We start from the raw sequence: 23,089 nt of genomic DNA, 5'->3' as shown, positions 1-23,089 counted from the left end.
GTTGTTCGGCGTAAATTTACGAACTTTGTGTGGCAAAAAATTTTAAAAATTGAGGATATATATGAAATAAAAAAGCCCGTTTTGGTTTCTCAAAACAGGCTTTTTCTATAATATTTAGGCTTGATAAACAACTTTTTTAACGTCATCCTCGGTAATCACGGTAGTCAAATGATGTTGGGCTAATGATTTCATGGCCTTGTCCCATTTTTTTCCGCTTAAACCCGATTGTTCTTTTAGGTCGCTCAAAGCTAGCTTATTTTCATTTTTTACAAGTATAGCAACAATTTCCTTCTCCTCATCGCTTAATTCGATACTCGGAGTGGTTTTCTCCAAACGCATTTGTGGGAAGAAAAGAACTTCTTGTATCGATGGGTTATTCGTTAGAAACATAATCAAACGATCCATTCCGATTCCCAAACCAGAAGTTGGTGGCATACCGTATTCCAAAGCTCTAAGGAAGTCTTGATCGATGAACATGGCTTCGTCATCGCCGCGTTCCGACAAGGCCATTTGTGATTCAAAACGCTCTCTTTGATCGATAGGATCGTTTAGCTCTGAATAGGCATTGGCTACTTCTTTTCCACAAACCATCAACTCAAAACGCTCGGTCAATTCTGGATTATCACGATGAACTTTCGTTAAAGGAGACATTTCTATAGGATAGTCGGTGATAAAAGTGGGTTGAATATAGTTGCCTTCACATTTTTCTCCAAAAATCTCGTCGATTAATTTTCCTTTACCCATAGTCTCATTAACTGGTATACCCATGGATAAGGCAGCAACTCTAATCTCATCTTCTGATTTACCAGTGATGTCAAAACCTGTGAATTCTTTAATAGAATCAGCCATGGTAACACGTTTAAAAGGCGCTTTAAAGTTGATTTTATGATCTCCAAATACAGTTTCTGTATTTCCGTTTACTGCAAGGGCACAATGTTCTAAGAGATTTTCAGTAAAATTCATCATCCAATTGTAGTCTTTGTAGGCTACGTAGATCTCCATTACTGTAAATTCTGGATTATGGGTTCTGTCCATCCCTTCATTTCTAAAGTTTTTGGAAAATTCATATACCCCGTCAAAACCACCTACAATCAATCGTTTTAAATACAGTTCGTTGGCAATTCTCATATATAGAGGCATGTCCAAAGAATTGTGATGCGTAATAAACGGACGTGCCGCAGCGCCTCCAGGAATCGGTTGTAAGACAGGTGTTTCGACCTCCATATAGCCAGCTTGATTAAAATATTCACGCATAGCGTTGAATAATTTTGTTCTTTTGACAAAAGTCTCTTTGATGATTGGGTTTACGACCAAATCTACATAGCGCATTCTATAACGCAATTCAGGATCGGTAAAAGCATCAAAAATTTGACCGTCCGCATCTGTTTTTGGCAACGGTAATGGACGTAGTGACTTACTCAATAGCGTCAGTTTTTTTGCGCGTAGCGTTTTTTCTCCAACTTGAGTAACGAACAGCTCTCCTTCAATACCGATAATATCGCCTAGATCAATCAGTTTTTTAAAAACCTCATTGTAAAGTGTTTTGTCCTCTCCAGTACAGATTTCATCTCTATTGATGTAAACCTGAATACGGCCTTCGCTATCTTGAATCTCAGCAAAAGAAGCTTTACCTTGGATACGAGAAGACATTAAACGACCAGCTACAACAACCTTCTTCCCTTCTTCGAAATCAGCTTTGATTTGCTTGGATGTATGATCAACAGCAAATAGGTTAGCGGGATAAGGATTGATGCCGAGCTCTTTTAATTTGCTCAACTTTTCTCTTCGAATGATTTCTTGTTCTGAAAGTTGCATAATAGTCTATTTATATAATGGCGACAAATATAGTTATAATTTGATATGGCGACAATTGTAATGTCACAAATGCAAGGTTTTTAGCTAAAAAATATAATAAAAGTACACAGCATTTTGGTCAACTTTCTTCGAGATGATATTTGCGTAACATAAAATATAATCCAGCTGTTTTTTTTAAAAATATTTTGAAGCGATTGAGAAGGTTGCTCTAAAAAAATACCGTACTTTGTAAAAGTATAAATGGAGTTATTTAGAATAGAATTAATTTTTTGAAAAGAAGTTTTTTATGGGATTTTGGCGAGTTATTTTAGCGATTTTTCTTCCCCCGTTAGCTGTCTTGGATAAGGGATGTGGTTCTGTGATCATAGTGGGGATTCTGACGATCTTTGGTTGGGTACCTGGTGTAATTGCAGCATTGATTATTCTGAATAATCCAAAAAGATAATAGCATAAGATGAATAAACAGGTAAGGTTGATCGATCTCGGACATCGTGATTATAAAGATACTTGGGCATATCAAGAAGAATTGTTTCAAGGTATAATAGATACTAAAATCTCAAATAGACGAGAGGAGAAAAATAGCCCGACAGAGAATTTTTTCTTGTTCGTAGAACATCCTCATGTGTATACCTTGGGAAAAAGTGGTGATTTTGACAATTTGCTTTTAAATGAAAAACAATTGGAAGAAAAAGGAGCTACTTTTTATAAAATCAATCGAGGTGGTGATATTACCTATCACGGACCAGGTCAAGTAGTAGGTTACCCTATTTTGGATTTAGAAAACTTTTTTAGTGACATCCATAAGTATCTTAGACTTTTAGAAGAGTCGATGATATTGACCCTAAAAGACTACGGTATTGAATCTGGTAGAAGTGAAGGTGAAACGGGTGTTTGGCTAGGTGTTGGAACTCCATTTGCAAGGAAAATATGCGCTTTGGGTGTACGGGCTTCTCGATGGGTGACCATGCATGGATTTGCTCTAAATGTCAATTCAGATTTGGGTTTTTTTGACAACATTATTCCTTGTGGAATTCGAGGAAAAGGGGTGACTTCATTAAACGTAGAACTAGGAGTAGATAAGGTTGATGAGGAAGAAGTAAAACGTAAGATAGTTCATTACTTTTCGATTTTGTTCGAAGCGGAGATCGTTAGTTGAAATCAAATAGGAGCGAAAATTACTTGAGTTAATATTATTATAAGTTACAAAAATAAACGCAGACTTCCTAGTATGGAAGCTGCGTTTATTTGTTTAGTATGTTTTGCTTATTTGATGTCTAAGCGCAGTTGTTCAGGCAATAATCGAAAGCTGGTTCGATGATATTTGCAGGGGCCAAAGGCCCTGATTGCATCACGATGTTCTTTGGTTGGATATCCCTTGTTTTTTTTCCAGTTATACATGGGGAATTCTTCGTGAATCTGGTTCATATAATCATCTCTATAAGTTTTGGCTAAGACAGATGCGGCGGCGATGCTTAAATATTTCATGTCACCTTTTATGATACACTGAAAAGGAATTTCATTAATAGGGTAAAAACGATTGCCGTCTATTATGATAAACTCAGGTATGGGCTGCAGTTGGGTTACCGAAAGTTGCATGGCTTTTATCGATGCGTTTAAGATATTGATTTCATCAATAACAGCTTCGTTTAAGTGATTGACGCTAAAACATAAGGCTTCCCTTTCTATGATTTCTCGTAAAGAATACCGAAGTTTCTCGGTGATTTTTTTAGAGTCATTGAGTTGTTCTTGTTGGAAATCAAAAGGTAAAATAACAGCGGCAGCCGTTACAGGACCAGCTATACATCCCCTGCCGGCCTCATCCGTTCCCGCTTCAAGTAACTTTCCCGAAAAGTTTGATAGTAACATTTTGAATCTAATTTAGACTTGATTACATTTAGACTGTAAAAATAACAAAACATTTAAACATATAGACAATGAAGTATCTGTCGTTTATAAATATAGTATGCTTCGGTTTACTACTTGTCTGCTGTCATGATGCTGTGGGACAAAATAATTCGTTGCGTAAAAGCATAGTTGAAGGATATAATGCAGCGCATATACAGACTTTAATTCAGACTTATAAAAGAGAAAAATTGACTGACTCTATCGGTGGCAGAGCCTTATGGACTGGAAATAGGCAACGAATAGAAATCGATGCTTTGGGGAATCAGCTGTATTATAAGACGACCAATCAAATCTCGGCTAGCACTGCTCGGGTTAACGAGTTAAATTCAGGAGGTGTCACGGGATTAGATTTGAATGGTGAAGGCATGATTGTAGGGATGTGGGATGCGGGAATTCCCAAATACGATCATGAGGATTTAATGGGTAAGATTACGATAAAAGACGATAGTAATTATACTAATATTACCAGACATGCTACTCATGTCAGTGGAACACTAGTGGCAAGTGGCGTAAATGAGCCGGAAGGGCGAGGTTTGATTCCCAATGCACATTTGTGGGTTAGTAATTGGACGGATGATTTAGAGGAAATGATCAAATTAGCTGGGCAAGGGTTGTTGGTGTCCAATCATTCCTATGGATTGGATCCAGAGAAATTACCAGAATATTATTTTGGTGCTTATACCAAAACTACTCAGGCAGTTGATGCAATGACCTATAATATGAAATATTATCAACCGGTTGTCGCCGCTGGTAACGATAGGAACAAATATTCGGAGTATAATCCTAAAAAAGAAGGGCGTGATTTATTAACAGCTATGGCGGTATCGAAAAATGCCGTCGTTGTTGCGGCTGTAACTCCGGTAGTAAATTATCACGAAGCACAAGATGTTTTGATGACTAATTTTAGTAATTGGGGGCCTACTGATGACTTTAGAGTTAAACCGGATATTTCAGCTCAGGGAGTTAATGTGCTTTCTACTGTGGATACTAGCACTACGGATTATGACGTTTTGAGTGGTACTTCGATGGCAGCCCCTGCGGTTTCGTCGGTTTTTAGCTTGTGGCAACAATATTATGGAAGACGACATAATTATACCAAAGCTTTGACCTCTGCGAGTATTCGTGGAATCATGGCTCATACGGCCGATGAGGCGGGGTTATTTCCTGGGCCGGATTATCAGTTTGGTTGGGGGTTGATCAATGCAAGGCGTGGTGTTGACTTTATAAGAGAATCCATAGAAGGTGATTTTAGCTTTTTGGAGGAAACAATTTTAGCACAAGGCGAAGAAGATACTTATCAAGTAAAGTTAAATACTTCAAAGGATAAATTGGTAATCACCTTGGCGTGGACGGATAAGGAAGGTGTGGAGAAGCTTGGGAAAATTGATGATTCGACGCCGGATTTGGTTAACGATCTAAATGTTTTAGTACAAAAAGGTAGTATATTATATTATCCATGGCGTCTAAAAAAGGATCAGAATGATCCTGTGGCGGAGCGCGGAATTAATGATGTAGATAATATTGAGAAGATAGAAATTCCAAATGCAGAAGCAGGAGAATATACCATAAAGGTGTCGCATTCAAAGAAATTATTTTTAGGAGAGCAAGATTATTCGATTTTGATTTCTGGAATGGATAGTGTTAGCCAAGATATTGCCAAATTTAGCAAGCGAGCGCGAGTATGGCCTAACCCCGCTTCTGATTATTTGAGTATGAGTTTAGGTGAGGGTGATATGAATGGTGGGAGCGTAAATATTTACGATTTAAATGGAAAGAATGTACTCCAAATCGACGCTCTAGAAACAAATCGTAACCAAGTAAGTAAAATTGATATATCTATGTTAAAAACTGGGGTATATGTTGTTTCGTTCAAAAAAGGAGGGACTAAAGAGGTTTTTAAAGTGATTAAGTTATAAAAAAGTAGCAATCTAATGATATGGTGACCATGGAATAAGTACTGAAGCGTTGTTAATGAGATGGGAGTTGCTCGTCTAAAAGTACTTAATATAGAGAGTGCTATACATTACATCGCGGTCATTATCAAGACGGGTTTAATAGTGGTAAAATTAATTTAGAAGCGACTTGCACTTATGCATAGTCGCTTTTTTTAGCTGTAGAATGTATTTTGTAATGAAAATTTTACTCTAAGAGTGGGAGCTTTTTTATAAAATAAGATTTTCGTCTTATGCTTTTAGTAACTTGCTACTACGAGATTTAAATAATAGTGATTGAACGTTTTTAAGAATATAATAAGATAGGTGTTGATAGCGGTCCTCCAGAAACAGTTTGCTGCTTTTGGAGGACTTTTTTGTATAATAAGTTGTTCAACTGTGAGCTAGTTGAATGTTAAAAAAGGATTTGTTGTTTTAATTTTGTGTAGATAAAAATTGAGGTTAATTGGTAAATGTGTTGTTTTATACGGTTATTTATTATATACTTGTTTGTATTTTTTAATTTATATTATATATTGTTTGTTAATAAAGTTTAATTTTAGTTTTATGAAAAAAATTATTTTAGTATTTATGTTACCTTTCTTTTTTGCTTGTAGTACGGACGACAGTGCTGTTGATGACATCAAAACAGTTAACGAAAGTAAAAGTATAATAAAGGAAGAAGTGGTAGATGGAGATTGTTTTGAATGTCCAGATATTAAGGACTTTTATACGCATTTTGAATATTATAAACAGCTGCATGAAGGGTCTTTTATAATTAAGAACTTCCATTTGCAGGCTTATCCTTCTGTATCGCTGGAATCCTCTCACGCGAGTTTTACGTTTAAATACAATCCTGTTACTAATGACGTCACGATTAGTAATGTTCTGGCGACGGTACAACATAGTTCTGTCAATAGTTTTGTAATTACAGGGAAGCAGCGAGTAGTAATTACAAATAAAATTGTTTTATATGATAAAGAAGCTAAAAGATTTCATGTAGGTGTTTACTTTGATGTAGTGAGAACTATATATGATAAGGGTAAAGGCGAATACAATGATTATCCTGTTACTTATAAGGGTGCAGGTTATTTTAATTATAATTTAAGACTGGAAGATTTTTTAGATATGCAAACGTTTGAAAAGAAATAATTACCAAAAAAGTATTAGTAGTTATTGTTATTACAAGGTTTTTAAATTTTGATAAATTTTGCAATTAATTAATCTTGCACATTTGTTTTATAAATGTGCATTTATAAAGAGTTTTTCGAATCTTCGGAAAACTCTTTTTTGTTGTTACTAATTCGGATGGGGATGTAGTCGTAAAATAATTGTGTTCACTACAATTGGAACGTCTTAAAAATGTTTGTAAAATCAAAGTTTAAGATGTAAATAGCTTTGTTTTTATATTGATTTCAGTAATAGGTGAGCGTGCGAAATATTTGACACTAATAGTAGAAAAGTATGTAAATAGTTTTATTTCTGATTAAAAGAGTATTTAGTTTGATATTCGTATTTATGTTTTGATTTCAATAGTGATTTTTACTTTTCTTAAAGGTTCGGTTGTTAATATTTGGTGCTTTTTAAGGTAATTTTTGTTTATAGTGTATTTGAATTATATGGGAGTTAAGTGCTTAAGAGGATTACTTAAAGTAAAAATTATTCTACAATGCTTAAAATTGATATATCTATGTTAAAATCGGGAGTCTCTTTCATAATATTTAAAAAAGCTGATGTTAAAGATGTTTTTACTGTGATTAAATTATAAAAAGACAAGCGATTTACACCGTAATTATAGTGTAAATGATTGATTATTGAGGTGATTCGTATGTTAAAAATATATTATCTAACAAAATTTTAGTAAGTTTGTTAGACTAACTAATTCAATTCAATAATGAAATCGAAGTTTAAATGGATTTTAACGCTACTAGTAATGGCGTTTTCTGTGCAATTGTCGGTTGCGCAGGAAAAAACTCTTACGGGAGTTGTTTCTGAGTCTGGGTTTCCTTTACCCGGGGTTTCAGTAGTGATAAAAGGCACACAGACAGGTACCCAAACGGATCTTGATGGGAAGTATTCCATCAAGGCGAAGCAAGGGGATGTTTTGGTGTTCTCTTTTATCGGACAAAAAGATGTGACTAAAGCTGTAGGAGCTTCAAACGTTGTTAACGTTTCAATGGTGGAAGACGCAGCAGTTTTAGAGGAAGTGATGATTGTAGGTTACGGTACGGCGACTAAACAGTCGTTTACTGGATCTGCATCTCAAGTTGATTCTAAGAGAATAGAATCAAAGAATGTATCGAATGCAGTTCAGGCTTTAGCCGGAGAAGCTGCTGGGGTACGTATTATTACAGAAACAGGACAGCCTGGAGCAGAACCAACAGTTCGTATCCGTGGATTTGGATCGGTAAATGGAAACAGAAGTCCTTTATATGTAGTTGACGGTGTTCCTTTCTTTGGAAGTGTTAGTTCTATTAATCCTGCGGATATCGAGTCCATGTCAGTTTTAAAAGATGCTTCTGCTACAGCTATTTACGGTTCTCGTGGAGCTAATGGGGTAGTTTTGATTAATACTAAAACTGGTAGAGGACAAGATTCTTATATCGAGGTCGAAACTAAAACTGGTATTAACTGGAGAAACCTAGCTCGTTATGATGTAATCGAATCTCCTGAAGAATATATCGGTTATGCATGGGAATCATTGCGTAATGAAGGACAGTATTTCAGAGGAATGGACAGACAAGCAGCTAATACATTTGCAGGTCAAAATCTTTTTAATGCTAGATACGCAATCTCTCCTGCATATAATATGTGGAATGTTGCTAATGGAAGTGAATTAATTGATCCTACAACTGGAAAAGTTTTACCAGGGGTAACTAGAAAATACAGCCCTGAAAACTGGGGTGACGCTGCTTTTAAGTCTTCTCGTAGAATGGAAGCAAATTTAAAAATGGGTGGATCTTCTGAAAACACTTCTTATTTTACTTCATTGGGGTATTTAAAGGATGAAGGATATTCGATAAACTCTGATTATGAGAGAATCAGTGCTCGTTTAAATTTGGTGCACAAACCTAAAGATTGGTTAGAAGCAAAAATGAACTTCGGTTATGCGCACTCGGTGAGTAACAACGCAGGACAAAGTGAGGATTCAGGTAGTATTTTCTGGTTTACTGATAATATTCCTTCTATTTATCCTTTGTATACACGTGATGCGAACGGTAACAGAATTAGTGAACCACATTACGGTGGTTATTTATTTGATTATGGAACACAGCAACGTGGATTTGGTGCTTTGACCAATGCAGTTGCTGATGCTACTTTTGGTAAAGACAGAAATACCAAAGATGAAATAAATGCTAATACTTCATTTACTGTAAATATTGCTGATGGCTTGACGTTCGAGACTAGTATCGGTGGACAATATTATAATAATACAAGAGATTTATTAGGTAATAGATTTTATGGATCTTCAACATCTCAAGGTGGGTCGATTTATAAGACTAAAACAGAGGTTTTCACGTATAACTTCTTAAAAATGTTGCGTTACAAAAAAGCTTTTGGAGCTCACGGTTTTGAGGCTATGGTTGCACATGAGAACAATTATTACGAGAGAAGAGTTATGACGGCAGGTCAATATGATTTGGCGGATCCACGTTCTACAGAATTAAACAATGGTGCGATGATGACGCCTGCTTCAGGATGGAAAGATCAAAATGCTATTGAAAGTTTTTTCGGACAAGTAAAATACGACTATGCTGGAAAATATTTTGTTGATTTCGTTGCACGTCGTGATGGTTCTTCTAAATTTAAGAATGAAAAATGGGGTAATTTCGCATCTATCGGTGCTGCTTGGTTGATTTCTAAAGAAGGTTTTATGGAAAACCAAAACGTATTCTCTCATTTAAAAGTAAAAGCGAGTTACGGTACTACAGGAGATCAAACTTCATTTGTTAGCATTGATGGATTAAATGTACAAGCTTTTCATCCAGGTGAAAACCTTTGGGAAATTTCTAACTACGGAGGATCATTAGCTATTTATGAAAATAAAGTTGGAAACCCTGACTTGACATGGGAGAAGTCTAAAATGTTCCAAACAGGTATCGAAATGGGCTTAGGTAAATATTTAGACATTTCTGTTGATTATTATTTAAAGAATACAGATGACTTAATTTTTGATCGCCGTGTTGGACCATCTGTTGGTTTTGCGTTGATGACAGTAAATGATGGATCTTTAAGAAATGAAGGTGTCGAATTTAATGTTACAGGACATTTGTTGAAAACTAAAGATGCTTTTATAGATTTGACATTTAATGGCGAAACTATGAAAAATAAAATGACCAAGATGCCGATTGATCCAACAACTGGAAAGCAAAAACCAATTGATATTGATGGTAACTTTGGTAGAGCCGTAGGACATTCTATCGGGGATTTCTATATGCGTGAATGGGCTGGAGTAGATCCTGAAACAGGAGTTGGACAATGGTATACCTATACGTATAAAGATGCAAGCGGTACTGTGACTAATGTTACATCTATGCATGATTTCTTAAGCGAGAATCCAGAAATGGAAGGTCAATTAACCAAAGAAAAAACAGCTAATTATGGTCAGGCAACTCAAGTATTTGTAGGTAAATCTGCGATTCCTAAAGTTAGAGGAGCTTTTATGTTAAATGGTGGTTACAGAGGATGGGAATTGAGTGTTCAGATGTTGTATAGCCTTGGAGGTTATGCTTATGACGGTGCTTATGCTAGATTGATGAATAACGATGCAGCGGGTGGTAACAACTGGCACTCTGATATTCAAGGTAGATGGCAAAATCCTGGTGACATCACAGATGTACCAAGATTGTCAAATGAAAGAGATCCAAATGTATCTTCTGCTTCAACACGTTTTCTAACAAAATCTGATTATTTGAGTATCAATAACATCAGATTAGGTTATAACGTGCCTTCAAATTTTATAAAACAAATGGGACTTGCAGAATTAAGCTTCTTCGTATCGGGTGATAACTTAGCGTTATTTACAAAAAGAGACGGTTTCAATCCTGCAGGAAATGAATTTGGAACTTCAGATATGTACCAATACACGCCGCTTTCTACAATAACAGGTGGTGTAAAAGTGAAGTTTTAATTTTAAAAAATTAAGAAATTATGAAAAAAATAATAATGATAGCATTGGGAGCTGGATTGTTTCTAAGTGCTTGTTCTAAAGATTTTCTAGAGTTGGATTCTTCTAGATTTATATCTAAAGACGATATAGATAGAATTACTGAAACGTCACCTCACTTGTCTATAGCTACCTTAAATGGTTTATATGCCTACAATGTAAAGCAAGGTGCTGGTGGTACAACAAGACACGACGATTTCGGACAGAAGGGGTATGATATCTATACCGATATGTTAACCGGAGATATGAATTTAAATAGTGCCATTTACGGATGGTACCGTGATTTAGCCAATCTAACCGCTACTTCTAACTATGCCAACTTGACCAATTACGGGCCTTGGAGATTTTATTATTATATGATTCGTGGAACTAATAACGTGATAGATGCTACTGGCGGAAACACGATAGTTCCTGAAGATAATACTGAAAAGGTTGTAATAGCTCAAGCAAAAGCATTACGTGCTTATATGTACTACAACTTGATGAATTTGTATACGAAAGGATATGATGCAAACGAAAAGATCCTACCTATTTATACAGAGCCGGTTTTGGTGAACATGCCAGCAAAAACTACTCAAGAAGTTTTTGACCTAATGATTAAAGATTTAACAGAGTCGATTTCATTATTTGAGGGAGCTGGTGCAACTAGCGGATCTAATGTGAATTTAAGCGTTGCTAAAGGTTTCTTGGCTTATGTATATGCTGCTAAAGGGAGTAATGATGCGCTAGTTAAGGCAAAAGAATTGACAGAGGATGTGATGAGGTCATATACTTTAGCTACTAAAGAACAACTTCTTGGAGGTTTTAATTCAGTATCATCTAATCCTAACTGGATATGGTCTGCTGATTTGGGAGTAGAAAACAATTTGGACTTAGTGTCATGGTGGGGTCAAGTGGATATTTTTACTTACAGTTATGCTTCTGTTGGAGATACCAAAGGGATGCCAAAAGAATTGTATGATGCCATTCCTGATACGGACGTGCGTAAAGCGCAGTTTTCAAATAAGGACATAACAGATAGTAAAGGTGATATTGATAATTTTGGAGAATCAGCTTATTTACCTGTAGGTAAATTTTATGATCCAAAAAGAATTTTCCAAGGTCAACGTCTAATTACGACCGATTATGTTTTTATGAGAGTTGAAGAAATGTATTTGTTAAATGCAGAAGTTTCAGCTAGATTAGGGCAAGACGGTCAAGCAATTGACGCGTTGACTAAATTGATGGAAATTAGACGTACTGATATATCCTATTTAGCTGGTCTAGGTGGACAGGCGCTTAAAGATGAGATCATGCTTCAAACTCGTATTGAATTATGGGGTGAAGGAAAAGTTTATGCTGCGTTTAAACGTAATAAAGGTTCAGTAACTTATGGTTCTAACCATTTGTTCTTTGCTAACCAAACTTTTAGATATGATGATCCTCGTGTGACTTTATTAGTGCCACAAGCAGAGATCTTAAATAATCCTGTTTATAATAAGTAATCTAAGTTATATGATTATAAAAAGCCATCTTCGGATGGCTTTTTTTATTTTATTCAAAAATAAAATTACCTTTGTCCAAATGAATCTTTTTATGCGAAAGTACTTTAGTATTGTATTGGTTTTAGTGTCCTTAAATATGTTTGCTCAAATCAAACAAAGGTCGTCGGTTCTTGATAATGGAAATCGATTATCTACAGAGCAGAATCAAATGAATAGCAATAAAGATGATAAAGGGTTCGACGATAAAAAGTCTGTCGCCAAAGATTCAGTTGCACCTATAGCAGATTATAAAATCATTTCTTTTCAGAACGATACTATTTCGGTCGATACCACTTTAAGTCTTAAGAAGTATTATGCGATGAATTATCTGCGTAAAGATGAATTCGGATTGTTGCCGTTTGCCAACGAGGGACAGACGTATAATGTGTTAAATTATGGGGGACGCAAAAATAATGTCTTACCAAGTATGGGATTTACGGCTAAACAGTTCAATTATTTACAAGTAGAAGATATAAATTATTACTCGGCACCTACTCCATATACCGATTTGTTTTACCGTTCGGTAAGTAAACAAGGGCAAATTTTAGATGCTTTTGTTACATTAAATACCAGTGAAAATCTGAATTTTTTTGTCGGTTATAAAGGAATGCGTTCGCTGGGAAAATACATCAATCAATTGTCTTCGACTGGAAATTTTAAATTGGGATCCAGCTATATTTCTGACAACAAACGTTATTTTTTACGCACTCATTTGGTTGTACAAGACATCATGAATCAGGAAAATGGCGGTATCACTGATCTGGCTAATTTCGAAAGTAGTGAAGCGCCTTATGATAAACGCGATCAGCTCAATGTATACTTTCGCGATGTTGAAACCATGTTAAAGGGAAAGCGCCTATTTGTCAATCATCAATACCAATTGAACTCATCAAAATCAAATGGGATTTTGTTAACTCATGAATTCATTTATGAAGATAAGTTTTTCAACTACTCCCAGCCAGCTGCAAATGCAGGAGGTATAGTTGGCGAACCGCTTCGATTTGGAGATTACTTTAAATCAGAGATTGACAATAAAACGCGATATTTTCAATTAAATAATAAAGTCGGTGCTGCTTATCAATCGGAGTTATTAGGCCGATTCGAATTTTTTACCGAATTCTTGAAATACAATTACAGCTATAGAAGCATTGCTATTATTGACGATAAGTTGATTCCAAATCGCCTTGAAAAGAACATTACTTTAGTTGGAGGGAAATATACCTATCACAAAAACCAATGGAAAGGAACGCTTTTAGTTTCGAATTCGTTGGGGGATGATGATACAAGTAATATTGAAGCGGATTTACGATATCATTGGAACTCCCAAGTTCAGATTGATTTTGGTTTTCAAAAACTGAATAAAAATCCAGATTTGAATTATCAATTGTACCAAAGTGATTATGTGAATTACAATTGGTACAATGAATTTAACAATGAAAAAATCACGCAATTTACTGCTAGTGCTACAACACCTTGGTTAAATATTTCAGCTAAGTACGAGATCATCAATGATAAAATCTACTTTAGTAATACCGCGACAGCACTTAATGCTGAGGGTATGCCTAAGCAATTGTTCATCAAGCCGACACAATACGACGGAACGATCAATTATCTTTCGGTCCAGGCGAATAAGGATTTGCATATCGGTAAATGGGGGTTTGACAACACCATTTTATATCAAAAGGTAGATCAATCTAGCAATGTGCTAAACGTGCCAGAAATCGTATTGAGAAGCACGTTGTACTATACAGATGCTTTCTTTGATAAAGCATTGAAATTTCAAACAGGTGTAACGGTAAATTATTTTAGTAGCTATTACGGAAATGATTACAATCCTTTGATCGGGGATTTTTATGTGCAGGACCAACGTAAAATCGGTAACTACCCTGTAATTGATTATTTTATCAATTTAAAGGTTCGTACAGCTCGCATCTATTTAAAAGCAGAGCATTTCAATTCCTCGATGACCGGTTATAACTTCTATTCGGCACCGAACTATCCCTACCGTGATTTTATGATTCGTTTTGGATTGGTTTGGAATTTCTTTACCTAAACAACGTTTAAAATAATCGTGATTTTCAGTATACGGTTTTATTTTGAATGATCAATTGGAAAGGTTGGAGTCCTTATGCTTACAGGTAAAACTACTAGAATTATCAATTCTATAACAATAAGAACTACCGCAATCTCTATCTTTGTGGTGCTTTAGATTATTATTAAATCACTCAACATGAAATACGCAAAAAATATATTAGAGACTATTGGTAATACACCATTGGTTCAGTTAAATAAAGTAACAGAAGGCATTCCCGCCTTAGTCTTAGCGAAGGTAGAAACCTTTAATCCAGGGAATTCTATAAAAGACCGTATGGCGGTGAAAATGATCGCCGATGCTGAAGCTGATGGTCGCTTAAAACCGGGTGGTACTATCATCGAAGGAACTTCAGGTAATACAGGTATGGGATTGGCGCTAGCAGCCATAGTAAAGGGATATAAGCTCATCTGTGTAATCTCTGATAAGCAATCCAAAGAAAAGATGGATATACTCCGTGCTGTAGGTGCGGAAGTAGTGGTTTGTCCAACAGACGTAGAGCCGTCAGATCCCCGTTCATACTATTCAGTATCCAAAAGGCTGGCAGAAGAAACACCCAATGCTTGGTATGTCAATCAATACGATAACCCGTCGAATGCCTTGGCGCATTACGAGCAAACAGGTCCAGAGATTTGGGAGCAAACCGATGGGAAGATCACGCATTTTATTTCAGGGGTAGGTACTGGTGGGACTATTTCAGGTACAGCAAAATACTTAAAAGAAAAGAATCCGAACATTAAAATTTGGGGAATAGACACCTATGGATCGGTATTCAAAAAATATCATGAAACGGGGATCTTTGATGAAAATGAGGTGTATTCCTATGTAACGGAAGGAATCGGAGAAGACATACTTCCTAAAAATGTTGATTTTTCATTGATTGATGGATTTACTAAGGTTACCGACAAAGACGCAGCGGTCTATACGAGAAAAATAGCTTTGGAAGAAGGTATATTCGTTGGTAATTCTGCCGGTGCAGCAATCAAAGGTATGTTGCAATTGCAAGAGCATTTTAATGCAGACGATGTTGTCGTTGTTTTGTTTCACGATAGTGGAAGCCGTTATGTAGGTAAGATGTTTAACGACGATTGGATGCGTGCACAGGGTTATTTGGAAGAGAAAGTGGTATTAGCTAAAGATCTTATCGAATCTCATAAAGACAAACCCTTAGTCATAGTTCGTACGGAAGAATTGGTGTCTCACGCCATTTTGCGTATGCATAAATTCAATATCTCTCAAATACCGGTTATCGATATTAGTGGTTTTGTTGGTTCTGTTGACGAAACGGATTTATTTCAAAGTTACTTGATCAATAAAGATATCGCGGACAAGCCTATTCGCGAGGTGATGGGTAAGCCGTATCCGATAGTTGAGGAAGATACTCCGGTAGAGAAAGTGTCCCCGTTATTCCAAGAACATGCGGCAGTTTTGTTAAAGACAAAAGAGGGTAAATATAATATTATTACAAAACACGATGTAATCAATTCGATTCAATAACCGTGTTTTCTTAAATAAAAAAGCCCTAAGAATTTTAATTCTTAGGGCTTTTTCTATTTACTGATTACCTATCACTGATTACTCATGAGAACTCCCGATACATTCCAGGAGCTAAAACTACTTCCCTGCGAGGCTCCTTGGTCGATTCTAACTTGGATTTTATGTTTACCAGCGGCTAAATTGCCAAGGGGGATAGTCATTGGATAGGTCACTGTCCCGGGGCACCAATTTGATCGACTTAGATCAGAAGAGGACAAGCCGTTTTTGAAGTTTCCAGAAGCTGGATTCATCAAGCGGTACGAACCGCAATCTTCGCGCCAAGGAACTGTTGTATGGATGTGTTTTCCGTCGAGGAAAATTTTGTTTTCTTTGGGGTTAAACTCATCTCCGGATTCCCAGCTTCCATGACCGGTTGTAACATATCGCAATTGCACTTGATTAACGGGATTTTCCAAGTCAAATTCCACCACAAGACCCTTCTCTGCACTAAACATCGTCGCGTATTCCTGTCCGTCCATTTCTAAGGCATTTAGCGTATTGAATAGCGGCATGATAAAGGTGTTTTCCGCTGTATTTGATGCGCTGGGATGGATCGTGATATTCGCGTTGACGCTATGGCCGCCAGCATCATAATTTCCGATATACATACCGATATAGATTTCTCTGTCTTTTAGCAACGGTGCAAAGGCGGTAATCTCTTGTCTGTAGTGAGCAGTTGGGCTCCAGCTTTTATCTTTAATTTGGATATCGTTATACTTACCGATTCCAAAAGGTGTGAAAAAACGCATCAATTCTATGGGAGGATTGTAAAGTGGTGTGGCTAGGACGCCTTGATATTTTCGACCATTACCACCGGTGTATACTGGAAGTAAATCGATATTGTTTTTCAAAGCGTCTAAAAATGAAATGGTGTTGAAATTAGGTATGATAAATACACTAGCAGTTCGGTCGTAAGCATCGCCAAGGGAAGATTGTGTGACGTCTAGAAATAGTTGGCTTCCCGTTTTATAGTTGGGAATCTTGATTTTTCGAACGATAACCGTTCCTTTGGCATAGCGAAATATACTGTCGTTAGAGCTGGGATTTTTGGTATAGTTTATAGTCTCATTTTTAAAAATGGGAATGGTAATAAAACGGCTCAACCATATTTTTTGCTGATAGGTCAGCGCATCGAAAAGTGGAGTACTGTTTAGCTTAATATGGCTGTCGATATCGAACGGTATGCTTTTGTTGATTTTGGATGCAGTAATCTTATACTCTTTATTTCGAGTTATTTCTAAAACCATACCTAAAGACGATCCCAGAAAATTAGGCCCACCTTTCACGGGGATTTCGTTGGTAAACCACAATTCAATCGCATTGGAATTTACCGTTGCGGTTGCTTTTTTACACAAATAGCCCTGTATGCGTTTTGTTTGATTCGTTACCGTGTATTTCGCCGCATCATCGAGTTGGTTTTCGACGGTTCCCAGCCGCTCTCGTAGGTTTAATTGAGACAGGTTATAACGTTGTTTTTTGCTGTGGTCTATATAAAATTCTTCTAACGGAAAACTGCCCTGCCTTTTTTCAAATTCTTTTAATGTAGTCAATAAAGTTTGTTTTTCGTTGGCAATGACCAATATCGGATTTTCAAGGTCTATCGCTTTGCCATGATCAAAAGTTTGGTATTCTATGGTGTAGTTATGTGGTGATTTTTGGGCTACACAAGGCATAGTTAAAGCGCCCATAAAAAGCATGATAAGTAGAGAATAGTATTTCATGAAAGGGGGTAAAATTTGCAGATGCTTATAAAAAAGCATAAAAATATTAAATTTTTTTCAATATCTTAGATCGAGTTGATAATTAAGGAGTTATGAAGGAGGTCTTTTTACATTATATTTGGCAGTATAAATTGTTTGATTTTACGGATTTAGTAACCGAGCAAGGGGAGCGATTGCAGATTATTCGCTCAGGAGATTATACGCAACAGGCGGGGCCTGATTTCTTTAACAGCCTTGTTGTAATAGGTAGTCAGAAATGGGCGGGCAATATTGAGATACATATTAAAGCGTCGGATTGGTATTTGCATCACCATGAAAAAGATAAAAATTATAACAATGTTATTTTACATGTGGTTTGGGATTATGACATACCGGTATTGAGAAAAGATCAAAGCCCGATCCCCGTATTATTGCTGTCTAAGTATGTTGATCATCAATTATTAAAAAGATACGAGTTGTTGAGCCAACAAAAAAAATGGATTTACTGTGAAGATTTTATTGGCAAGATGGATGTTTTTAAACGCGATAAGTGGTTGGAAACTTTGTTTTTCGAGCGGATGGAACGCAAGGTGGCGCCAATCAAGAAGTTCATTGAGGAAACCAATGCTGATTGGGAAAGGGTATTCTTCTGTCAGATAGCAAAAGGCTTTGGGTTAAATGCCAATGGAACTATTTTTTTTAATATGGCTAAAAGTTTGCCCATCAGAGTTGTTCAGAAAGAACGTGTATCGCTTGTAAATCTTGAAGCTCTTTTTTTTGGCAAGACCAATATTATACACGCAGCTAATGAAGATACCTATAGTAAAAACCTTTGGCAGACCTGGAGTTTTTTATCTCAAAAATACGAACTTGTTCCTGCAGAATTAGGTCAGCTGAACTTTTTCAAATTGCGACCAGACAATTTTCCTACCGTTCGTTTGTCTCAATTGGCAAGTTTGTTAAACAAGCATTCCAGCTTGTTTGATGTTATCCTAAGCTGTAAGAAAAAGGAAGATTTCTATAGGGTTTTCGACGTCAAAACTACGGACTATTGGATGGAGCATTATGTAATAGACAAAAGGAGTCCTTCCAAAATTAAAAAAACCTCGACCGCTTTTATTGATCTGATAATTATCAATACCGTAATCCCGCTGACTTATGTTTACTATCAAAACAAAGGAGCGGATTGTTCTGAATTGATCTTAGATTTAATCAGTAGCTTAAAACCAGAAAGAAATAATATTATTGATTATTTTTCGCAACTCGGTCTGGGCATTGAAAATGCTTTTGATACACAGGCACTCTTGGAGCTTAAGAAGAATTACTGTGATGCTAAAAAGTGTTTGCATTGTGGAGTAGGTCGGGATTACTTGTATGCAGACCGTCAAATAGGAAAATTGTAAAATAAGGAATTAGGCAACGTAGAAGTTGCTTTCTTTTAATAAAGATCTATTTTAGGTAATTGGTAGGGTTCTCCACTTGAATGATGCTGTTTCAAAGGGGTTGTTGATTGACGTGATGGTGAAATTAAGTGCAATTTGGAATGATGTTTCGAATTTAGTTTCTTAAACACAGTAATTAATTACCTATATTTGTATATAAAGTAATGCGAGATGATTAATAATATTCGGTATTTTTTTGAAAAACACGGTTTTCGAGTTTCCTCTCGTTTAGCCGATCGCATAGGTATGCGTACCAACAGTGTGCGTTTCTTTTTCATCTACTTATCTTTTTTTACCTTAGGATTGGCATTTGCTATTTATCTTACTTTAGCATTTGTCGTTCGCATTAAAGATTTGATCTACACCAAGCGCAGTTCTGTTTTCGATTTGTAAAACAAACAACCATTAAATATTTTTCGTATATTTAACTCTCTTGATAAAACTAGCCGATGATCAAATAGGAGTTGTTAAAAAGTGAGTAAACAATGGAGATATACTATTCCCTATATAACACGCTCTCAGCGGGTGGGTATACTCGCGCTTTCAGTTTTGATTATGGCTTTTCAAATAGCTTATTTTGTTTTTTGGGATTGGAAGTATAAAAATCTTGTCCCAACCGTATTTGACCCTGCATGGGTAAATCAACAATTGATTTTAGATTCGATATCCTCCCTTTCGAATCAAAAAACTATATATCCCTTTAACCCCAATTTTATTTCAGACTATAAAGGTTACACCTTGGGTATGACTTTGAATGAAATTGACAAACTCCTTGCTTTTCGCGCTACAAATAGGTATGTGAATAGCGCATTAGAGTTTCAGCAGGTAACCGGAGTTTCGGATCGATGGTTGGATTCCATATCGGTTTATTTTAAGTTTCCCGAGAGGAAAACAGTGAAAAGGACACCGATTTCGGAGATAAGGGCTGCGGCCGCTTTGGAGGTTGTCGTTGGTGATATCAATAGAGCTACGCGAGAAGATCTGATGAAATTAAGAGGAATTGGAACTGTTTTTTCGGATCGTATTATTACAGAGCGCGATCGCTTAGGAGGCTTTGTGAAAATGAAGCAAATTGAATTTATTTGGGGACTTAGTGAGGAAAGTGTAAAGAATTTATATAAAAACTTTGATGTTTTAGAGGAAGTGGTGGTGGAGAAAATAAATATAAATACCGCTAGTCGAGCTGATATTGCAAAAATACCATATCTTAACTATCATATAGCTAGAAGTATAGTGATTTATAGGAGTGCTCAAGGGGATTTTGTAGATTTTAAAGAATTTGAAAATATTGTGGATTTTCCATTTGATAAATTGGAGATAATTAGCTTATATTTGGCTTTTTAAGAAATATAAATATCAGTACAATGAACTTCGATTATAATGAAACCCAAGCAATGATTGCACAGTCAATCAGAGACTTTGCTGAACAAAATATCCGTCCACATATAATGGAGTGGGATGAAGCGCAAATTTTCCCAGTAGATTTATTTAAAAAATTAGGTGAAATGGGCTTTATGGGTGTTTTAGTACCTGAAGAATTAGGCGGGTCTGGATTGGGATACCATGAATATATTACTATTGTAGAAGAGATATCTAAAGTGGATTCTTCTATTGGGCTTTCAGTAGCGGCACATAATTCTTTGTGTACTAATCATATTTTGACTTTTGGAAATGACGAGCAGAAAAAGAGATGGATTCCAAAATTAGCAACAGCAGAATGGATTGGTGCTTGGGGATTAACCGAACACAATACGGGGTCTGACGCTGGAGGAATGAATACTACGGCTGTAAAGGATGGCGATCATTGGGTAATCAATGGAGCGAAAAATTTTATTACACATGCTATTTCAGGAGATGTAGCAGTAGTTATTGTTAGAACTGGGGAGAAAGGAGATTCAAGAGGTATGACTGCTTTTGTTATTGAGAAAGGAACACCAGGTTTTTCAAGTGGACGAAAAGAGAATAAATTGGGAATGAGAGCTTCGGAAACCGCTGAATTGATTTTTGACAATTGTCGCGTATCAGACGACAATCGTTTAGGAGAAGTTGGAGAAGGATTTATCCAAGCGATGAAAATATTAGATGGTGGTCGTATTTCTATTGGAGCTTTATCTTTGGGAATTGCAAAAGGGGCTTATGAAGCAGCTTTAAAATATTCGAAAGAAAGACATCAGTTCGGTAAGCCAATTAGTTCATTCCAAGCGATTGCTTTTAAATTAGCGGATATGGCTACTGAAATCGAAGCTTCGGAATTGTTGTTGCACAAAGCAGCCTTTTTAAAGAACAATCACAAACCGATGACTAAGTTGGGTGCTATGGCAAAAATGTATGCTTCTGAGGTGTGTGTGAAAGTTTCTTCGGAGGCGATTCAGATTCATGGTGGATACGGGTATACTAAAGATTTCCCAGTAGAGAAGTTTTATAGAGATTCAAAATTATGTACGATCGGAGAAGGAACTACTGAAATTCAAAAATTAGTGATTTCAAGAGACGTATTAAAAGACTAAAACGGTATTCGAGTTTCGAAACTCGAAACTTTATAACAAAACAGGTGTTGTCTCAAAAGGACAATGCCTGTTTTTGTTTACAAGAGCTTTGTGGGCTATTGGTTTGCAGTGATTTTTGATAAAGAGCTGGCTTAGGAGGTCACGAAAATATTAGTCGTTAGATCCATCCATGTAAATATTGGAGATTCGTGGAATTCTATTTAAAAAAAATCATATTAAAAGAGGGAATTATCTATTTCTTTTTTAAGTTTACCTACTTTAATAAAAAAACAGCAGTTAAACCTAAATACTATTAATTATGAAAAAAATACTTGTATTTCTATGCTTATTGATATCAGTAGGTGCTTTCGCGCAGCGAAAAGCACCGGCTGTAAAAAAGCCCCGTCCCAATGTACAAAGAAAAGCACCACCTTTAGGTAAACCATCGATGGAAAAAGCTTTGGCACTTTGGAGTAAGGGGGATATTAAAAATGCCATGATGTTTTTTGAAAAGCTGTCAGAAGAAGATAAGAAAAATTGGATACCGGCTTATTATTTGGCTTTGTTGCAAACGACAAATTCGCTAGAAGTCACCAATTTCAAAGAAAAAATGGATCAAATTGACAAGTCTAGAGCGAGTATTGAAAATCATTTAGACGAAGGGCAAAATGCAGAGTGGTTGATTTTGTTGGCGATGAATTATGAATCGGAAGTAAAAATTGATCCCTTAGGTAAAAAAGCGCTCGCATTGACTATAATTGACTTATATGATCAAGCTTTGGAGTTGGAGCCGCAGAATCCGCGTGCACTATATGGTAAGGCGGCTTATCGTATTAGGGAAGCGAAGTATTTTGAAAAGGATAAAACACCTTATTGTTCCGATATTAAAAAGGCGATATCGGCATTCGATAAACAAAAATCAGATGTTCCCTTCTATCCTAAATGGGGGAGAGATCAGGCGGAGAAATTAGACGAGGATTGTTCTAAATAAAAAATCGAAATCGCGGTCTGGTATTGATTTGTTTTTCAGTCCGGTAAAGGCTTTATTGGTCAGTCTTGGCTTGGTGTAAAATGGATCATAGTAACGTTTATTTTCGATTTCTTTTGTAGGATAGTGGTTTGTTTTGACGAATTGATGTTTCTGTTTTAGCACGAGTGTCGAGTTGATGCATTCTTTGGTAGTTGACTTTTAGACGAGCTTTTTTTTAAAAATAGCGTGGTAGTTAAATAAAAAGTAATACCTTTGCACCCACATAAATGAAAGGAGGTGTATATACTATGTTAATCATTCCAATTAAAGACGGAGAAAATATCGATAGAGCGCTAAAGCGTTATAAACGTAAATTTGACAAGACTAAAACGTTGCGTCAATTAAGATCTCGTCAGGCGTTTTCGAAACCTTCGATCACCAAAAGAGCAAAAATGCAGAAAGCTGCTTACGTTCAAGGATTAAGAGATGCTGTAGAAATCTAGCCTTTTAATAATTGAATTA

The 23,089-nt window shown here is 36.2% G+C and carries 17 protein-coding genes; 14 read left to right on the top strand and 3 right to left on the bottom strand.

All coding sequences use genetic code 11. The features are described 5' to 3' along the window. Positions 1 to 114: 114 nt before the first annotated feature. Complete coding sequence (gene lysS / locus L1275_RS03090) at positions 115 to 1,815, bottom strand: lysine--tRNA ligase (protein ID WP_253469572.1); 1,701 nt, start codon at positions 1,813 to 1,815, stop codon at positions 115 to 117. Positions 1,816 to 2,101: 286 nt separating this feature from the next. Here lysS and L1275_RS03085 point away from each other — a divergent pair, with 286 nt between their 5' ends. Next, entirely contained in the window at positions 2,102 to 2,260 is a 159-nt protein-coding gene (locus tag L1275_RS03085) for a YqaE/Pmp3 family membrane protein (RefSeq protein ID WP_253469570.1), read from the top strand. Positions 2,261 to 2,269: 9 nt separating this feature from the next. Beyond that, complete coding sequence (gene lipB / locus L1275_RS03080) at positions 2,270 to 2,971, top strand: lipoyl(octanoyl) transferase LipB (RefSeq protein WP_253469567.1); 702 nt, start codon at positions 2,270 to 2,272, stop codon at positions 2,969 to 2,971. Between the two features lie 107 nt (positions 2,972 to 3,078). On the opposite strand, the gene L1275_RS03075 is transcribed toward lipB, so the two are convergent. Further along, positions 3,079 to 3,681, bottom strand: a complete 603-nt coding sequence (locus L1275_RS03075; protein ID WP_253469562.1) for a ribonuclease HII — start codon at positions 3,679 to 3,681, stop codon at positions 3,079 to 3,081. A 68-nt stretch (positions 3,682 to 3,749) separates the two neighbouring features. Between L1275_RS03075 and L1275_RS03070 the strand changes: the two genes are divergently transcribed. The 6 genes from L1275_RS03070 (at position 3,750) to L1275_RS03045 (ending at position 15,930) form a co-directional block, all read left to right on the top strand. After that, the gene (locus L1275_RS03070) at positions 3,750 to 5,636 is read left to right on the top strand and encodes a S8/S53 family peptidase (protein WP_253469559.1); all 1,887 of its coding nucleotides are present in this window, start codon (positions 3,750 to 3,752) and stop codon (positions 5,634 to 5,636) included. Between the two features lie 582 nt (positions 5,637 to 6,218). Further along, entirely contained in the window at positions 6,219 to 6,803 is a 585-nt protein-coding gene (locus L1275_RS03065) for a hypothetical protein (RefSeq protein ID WP_253469556.1), read from the top strand. Between the two features lie 742 nt (positions 6,804 to 7,545). Further along, on the top strand, positions 7,546 to 10,782 hold the full coding sequence (locus L1275_RS03060; protein WP_253469553.1) for a SusC/RagA family TonB-linked outer membrane protein: 3,237 nt from the start codon (positions 7,546 to 7,548) through the stop codon (positions 10,780 to 10,782). 20 nt (positions 10,783 to 10,802) lie between these two features. Further along, entirely contained in the window at positions 10,803 to 12,302 is a 1,500-nt protein-coding gene (locus L1275_RS03055) for a RagB/SusD family nutrient uptake outer membrane protein (RefSeq protein WP_253469549.1), read from the top strand. 91 nt (positions 12,303 to 12,393) lie between these two features. Beyond that, the gene (locus L1275_RS03050) at positions 12,394 to 14,394 is read left to right on the top strand and encodes a putative porin (RefSeq protein ID WP_305882323.1); all 2,001 of its coding nucleotides are present in this window, start codon (positions 12,394 to 12,396) and stop codon (positions 14,392 to 14,394) included. 177 nt (positions 14,395 to 14,571) lie between these two features. Continuing rightward, entirely contained in the window at positions 14,572 to 15,930 is a 1,359-nt protein-coding gene (locus L1275_RS03045; protein WP_253469546.1) for a pyridoxal-phosphate dependent enzyme, read from the top strand. A 71-nt stretch (positions 15,931 to 16,001) separates the two neighbouring features. Here L1275_RS03045 and L1275_RS03040 read toward each other — a convergent pair whose 3' ends face one another. Beyond that, positions 16,002 to 17,690, bottom strand: a complete 1,689-nt coding sequence (locus tag L1275_RS03040) for a GLPGLI family protein (RefSeq protein ID WP_253469543.1) — start codon at positions 17,688 to 17,690, stop codon at positions 16,002 to 16,004. A gap of 92 nt (positions 17,691 to 17,782) precedes the next feature. Between L1275_RS03040 and L1275_RS03035 the strand changes: the two genes are divergently transcribed. From L1275_RS03035 to rpsU, 6 genes are all read left to right on the top strand, one after another. Beyond that, positions 17,783 to 19,072: a DUF2851 family protein gene (locus L1275_RS03035; protein WP_253469540.1), complete on the top strand. Its 1,290-nt coding sequence runs from the start codon at positions 17,783 to 17,785 to the stop codon at positions 19,070 to 19,072. A gap of 210 nt (positions 19,073 to 19,282) precedes the next feature. After that, positions 19,283 to 19,504 carry a PspC domain-containing protein gene (locus L1275_RS03030; protein WP_253469537.1) on the top strand — a complete coding sequence of 74 codons (222 nt, stop codon included), beginning with the start codon at positions 19,283 to 19,285 and terminating at the stop codon, positions 19,502 to 19,504. A gap of 162 nt (positions 19,505 to 19,666) precedes the next feature. Continuing rightward, on the top strand, positions 19,667 to 20,455 hold the full coding sequence (locus L1275_RS03025; RefSeq protein WP_253469535.1) for a helix-hairpin-helix domain-containing protein: 789 nt from the start codon (positions 19,667 to 19,669) through the stop codon (positions 20,453 to 20,455). Between the two features lie 20 nt (positions 20,456 to 20,475). Beyond that, complete coding sequence (locus L1275_RS03020; protein ID WP_253469532.1) at positions 20,476 to 21,618, top strand: acyl-CoA dehydrogenase family protein; 1,143 nt, start codon at positions 20,476 to 20,478, stop codon at positions 21,616 to 21,618. Positions 21,619 to 21,916: 298 nt separating this feature from the next. After that, entirely contained in the window at positions 21,917 to 22,588 is a 672-nt protein-coding gene (locus tag L1275_RS03015) for a hypothetical protein (protein ID WP_253469529.1), read from the top strand. A gap of 287 nt (positions 22,589 to 22,875) precedes the next feature. After that, positions 22,876 to 23,070, top strand: a complete 195-nt coding sequence (gene rpsU, locus L1275_RS03010) for a 30S ribosomal protein S21 (RefSeq protein ID WP_219288616.1) — start codon at positions 22,876 to 22,878, stop codon at positions 23,068 to 23,070. Positions 23,071 to 23,089 lie beyond the last annotated feature (19 nt).

Source organism: Flavobacterium sp. HSC-61S13 (genome assembly GCF_024171535.1).
In the GTDB taxonomy this organism is placed as follows: domain Bacteria; phylum Bacteroidota; class Bacteroidia; order Flavobacteriales; family Flavobacteriaceae; genus Flavobacterium.
Note: the sequence above shows the minus strand (reverse complement) of the source record. Positions and strands in the feature narration are given on the sequence as shown.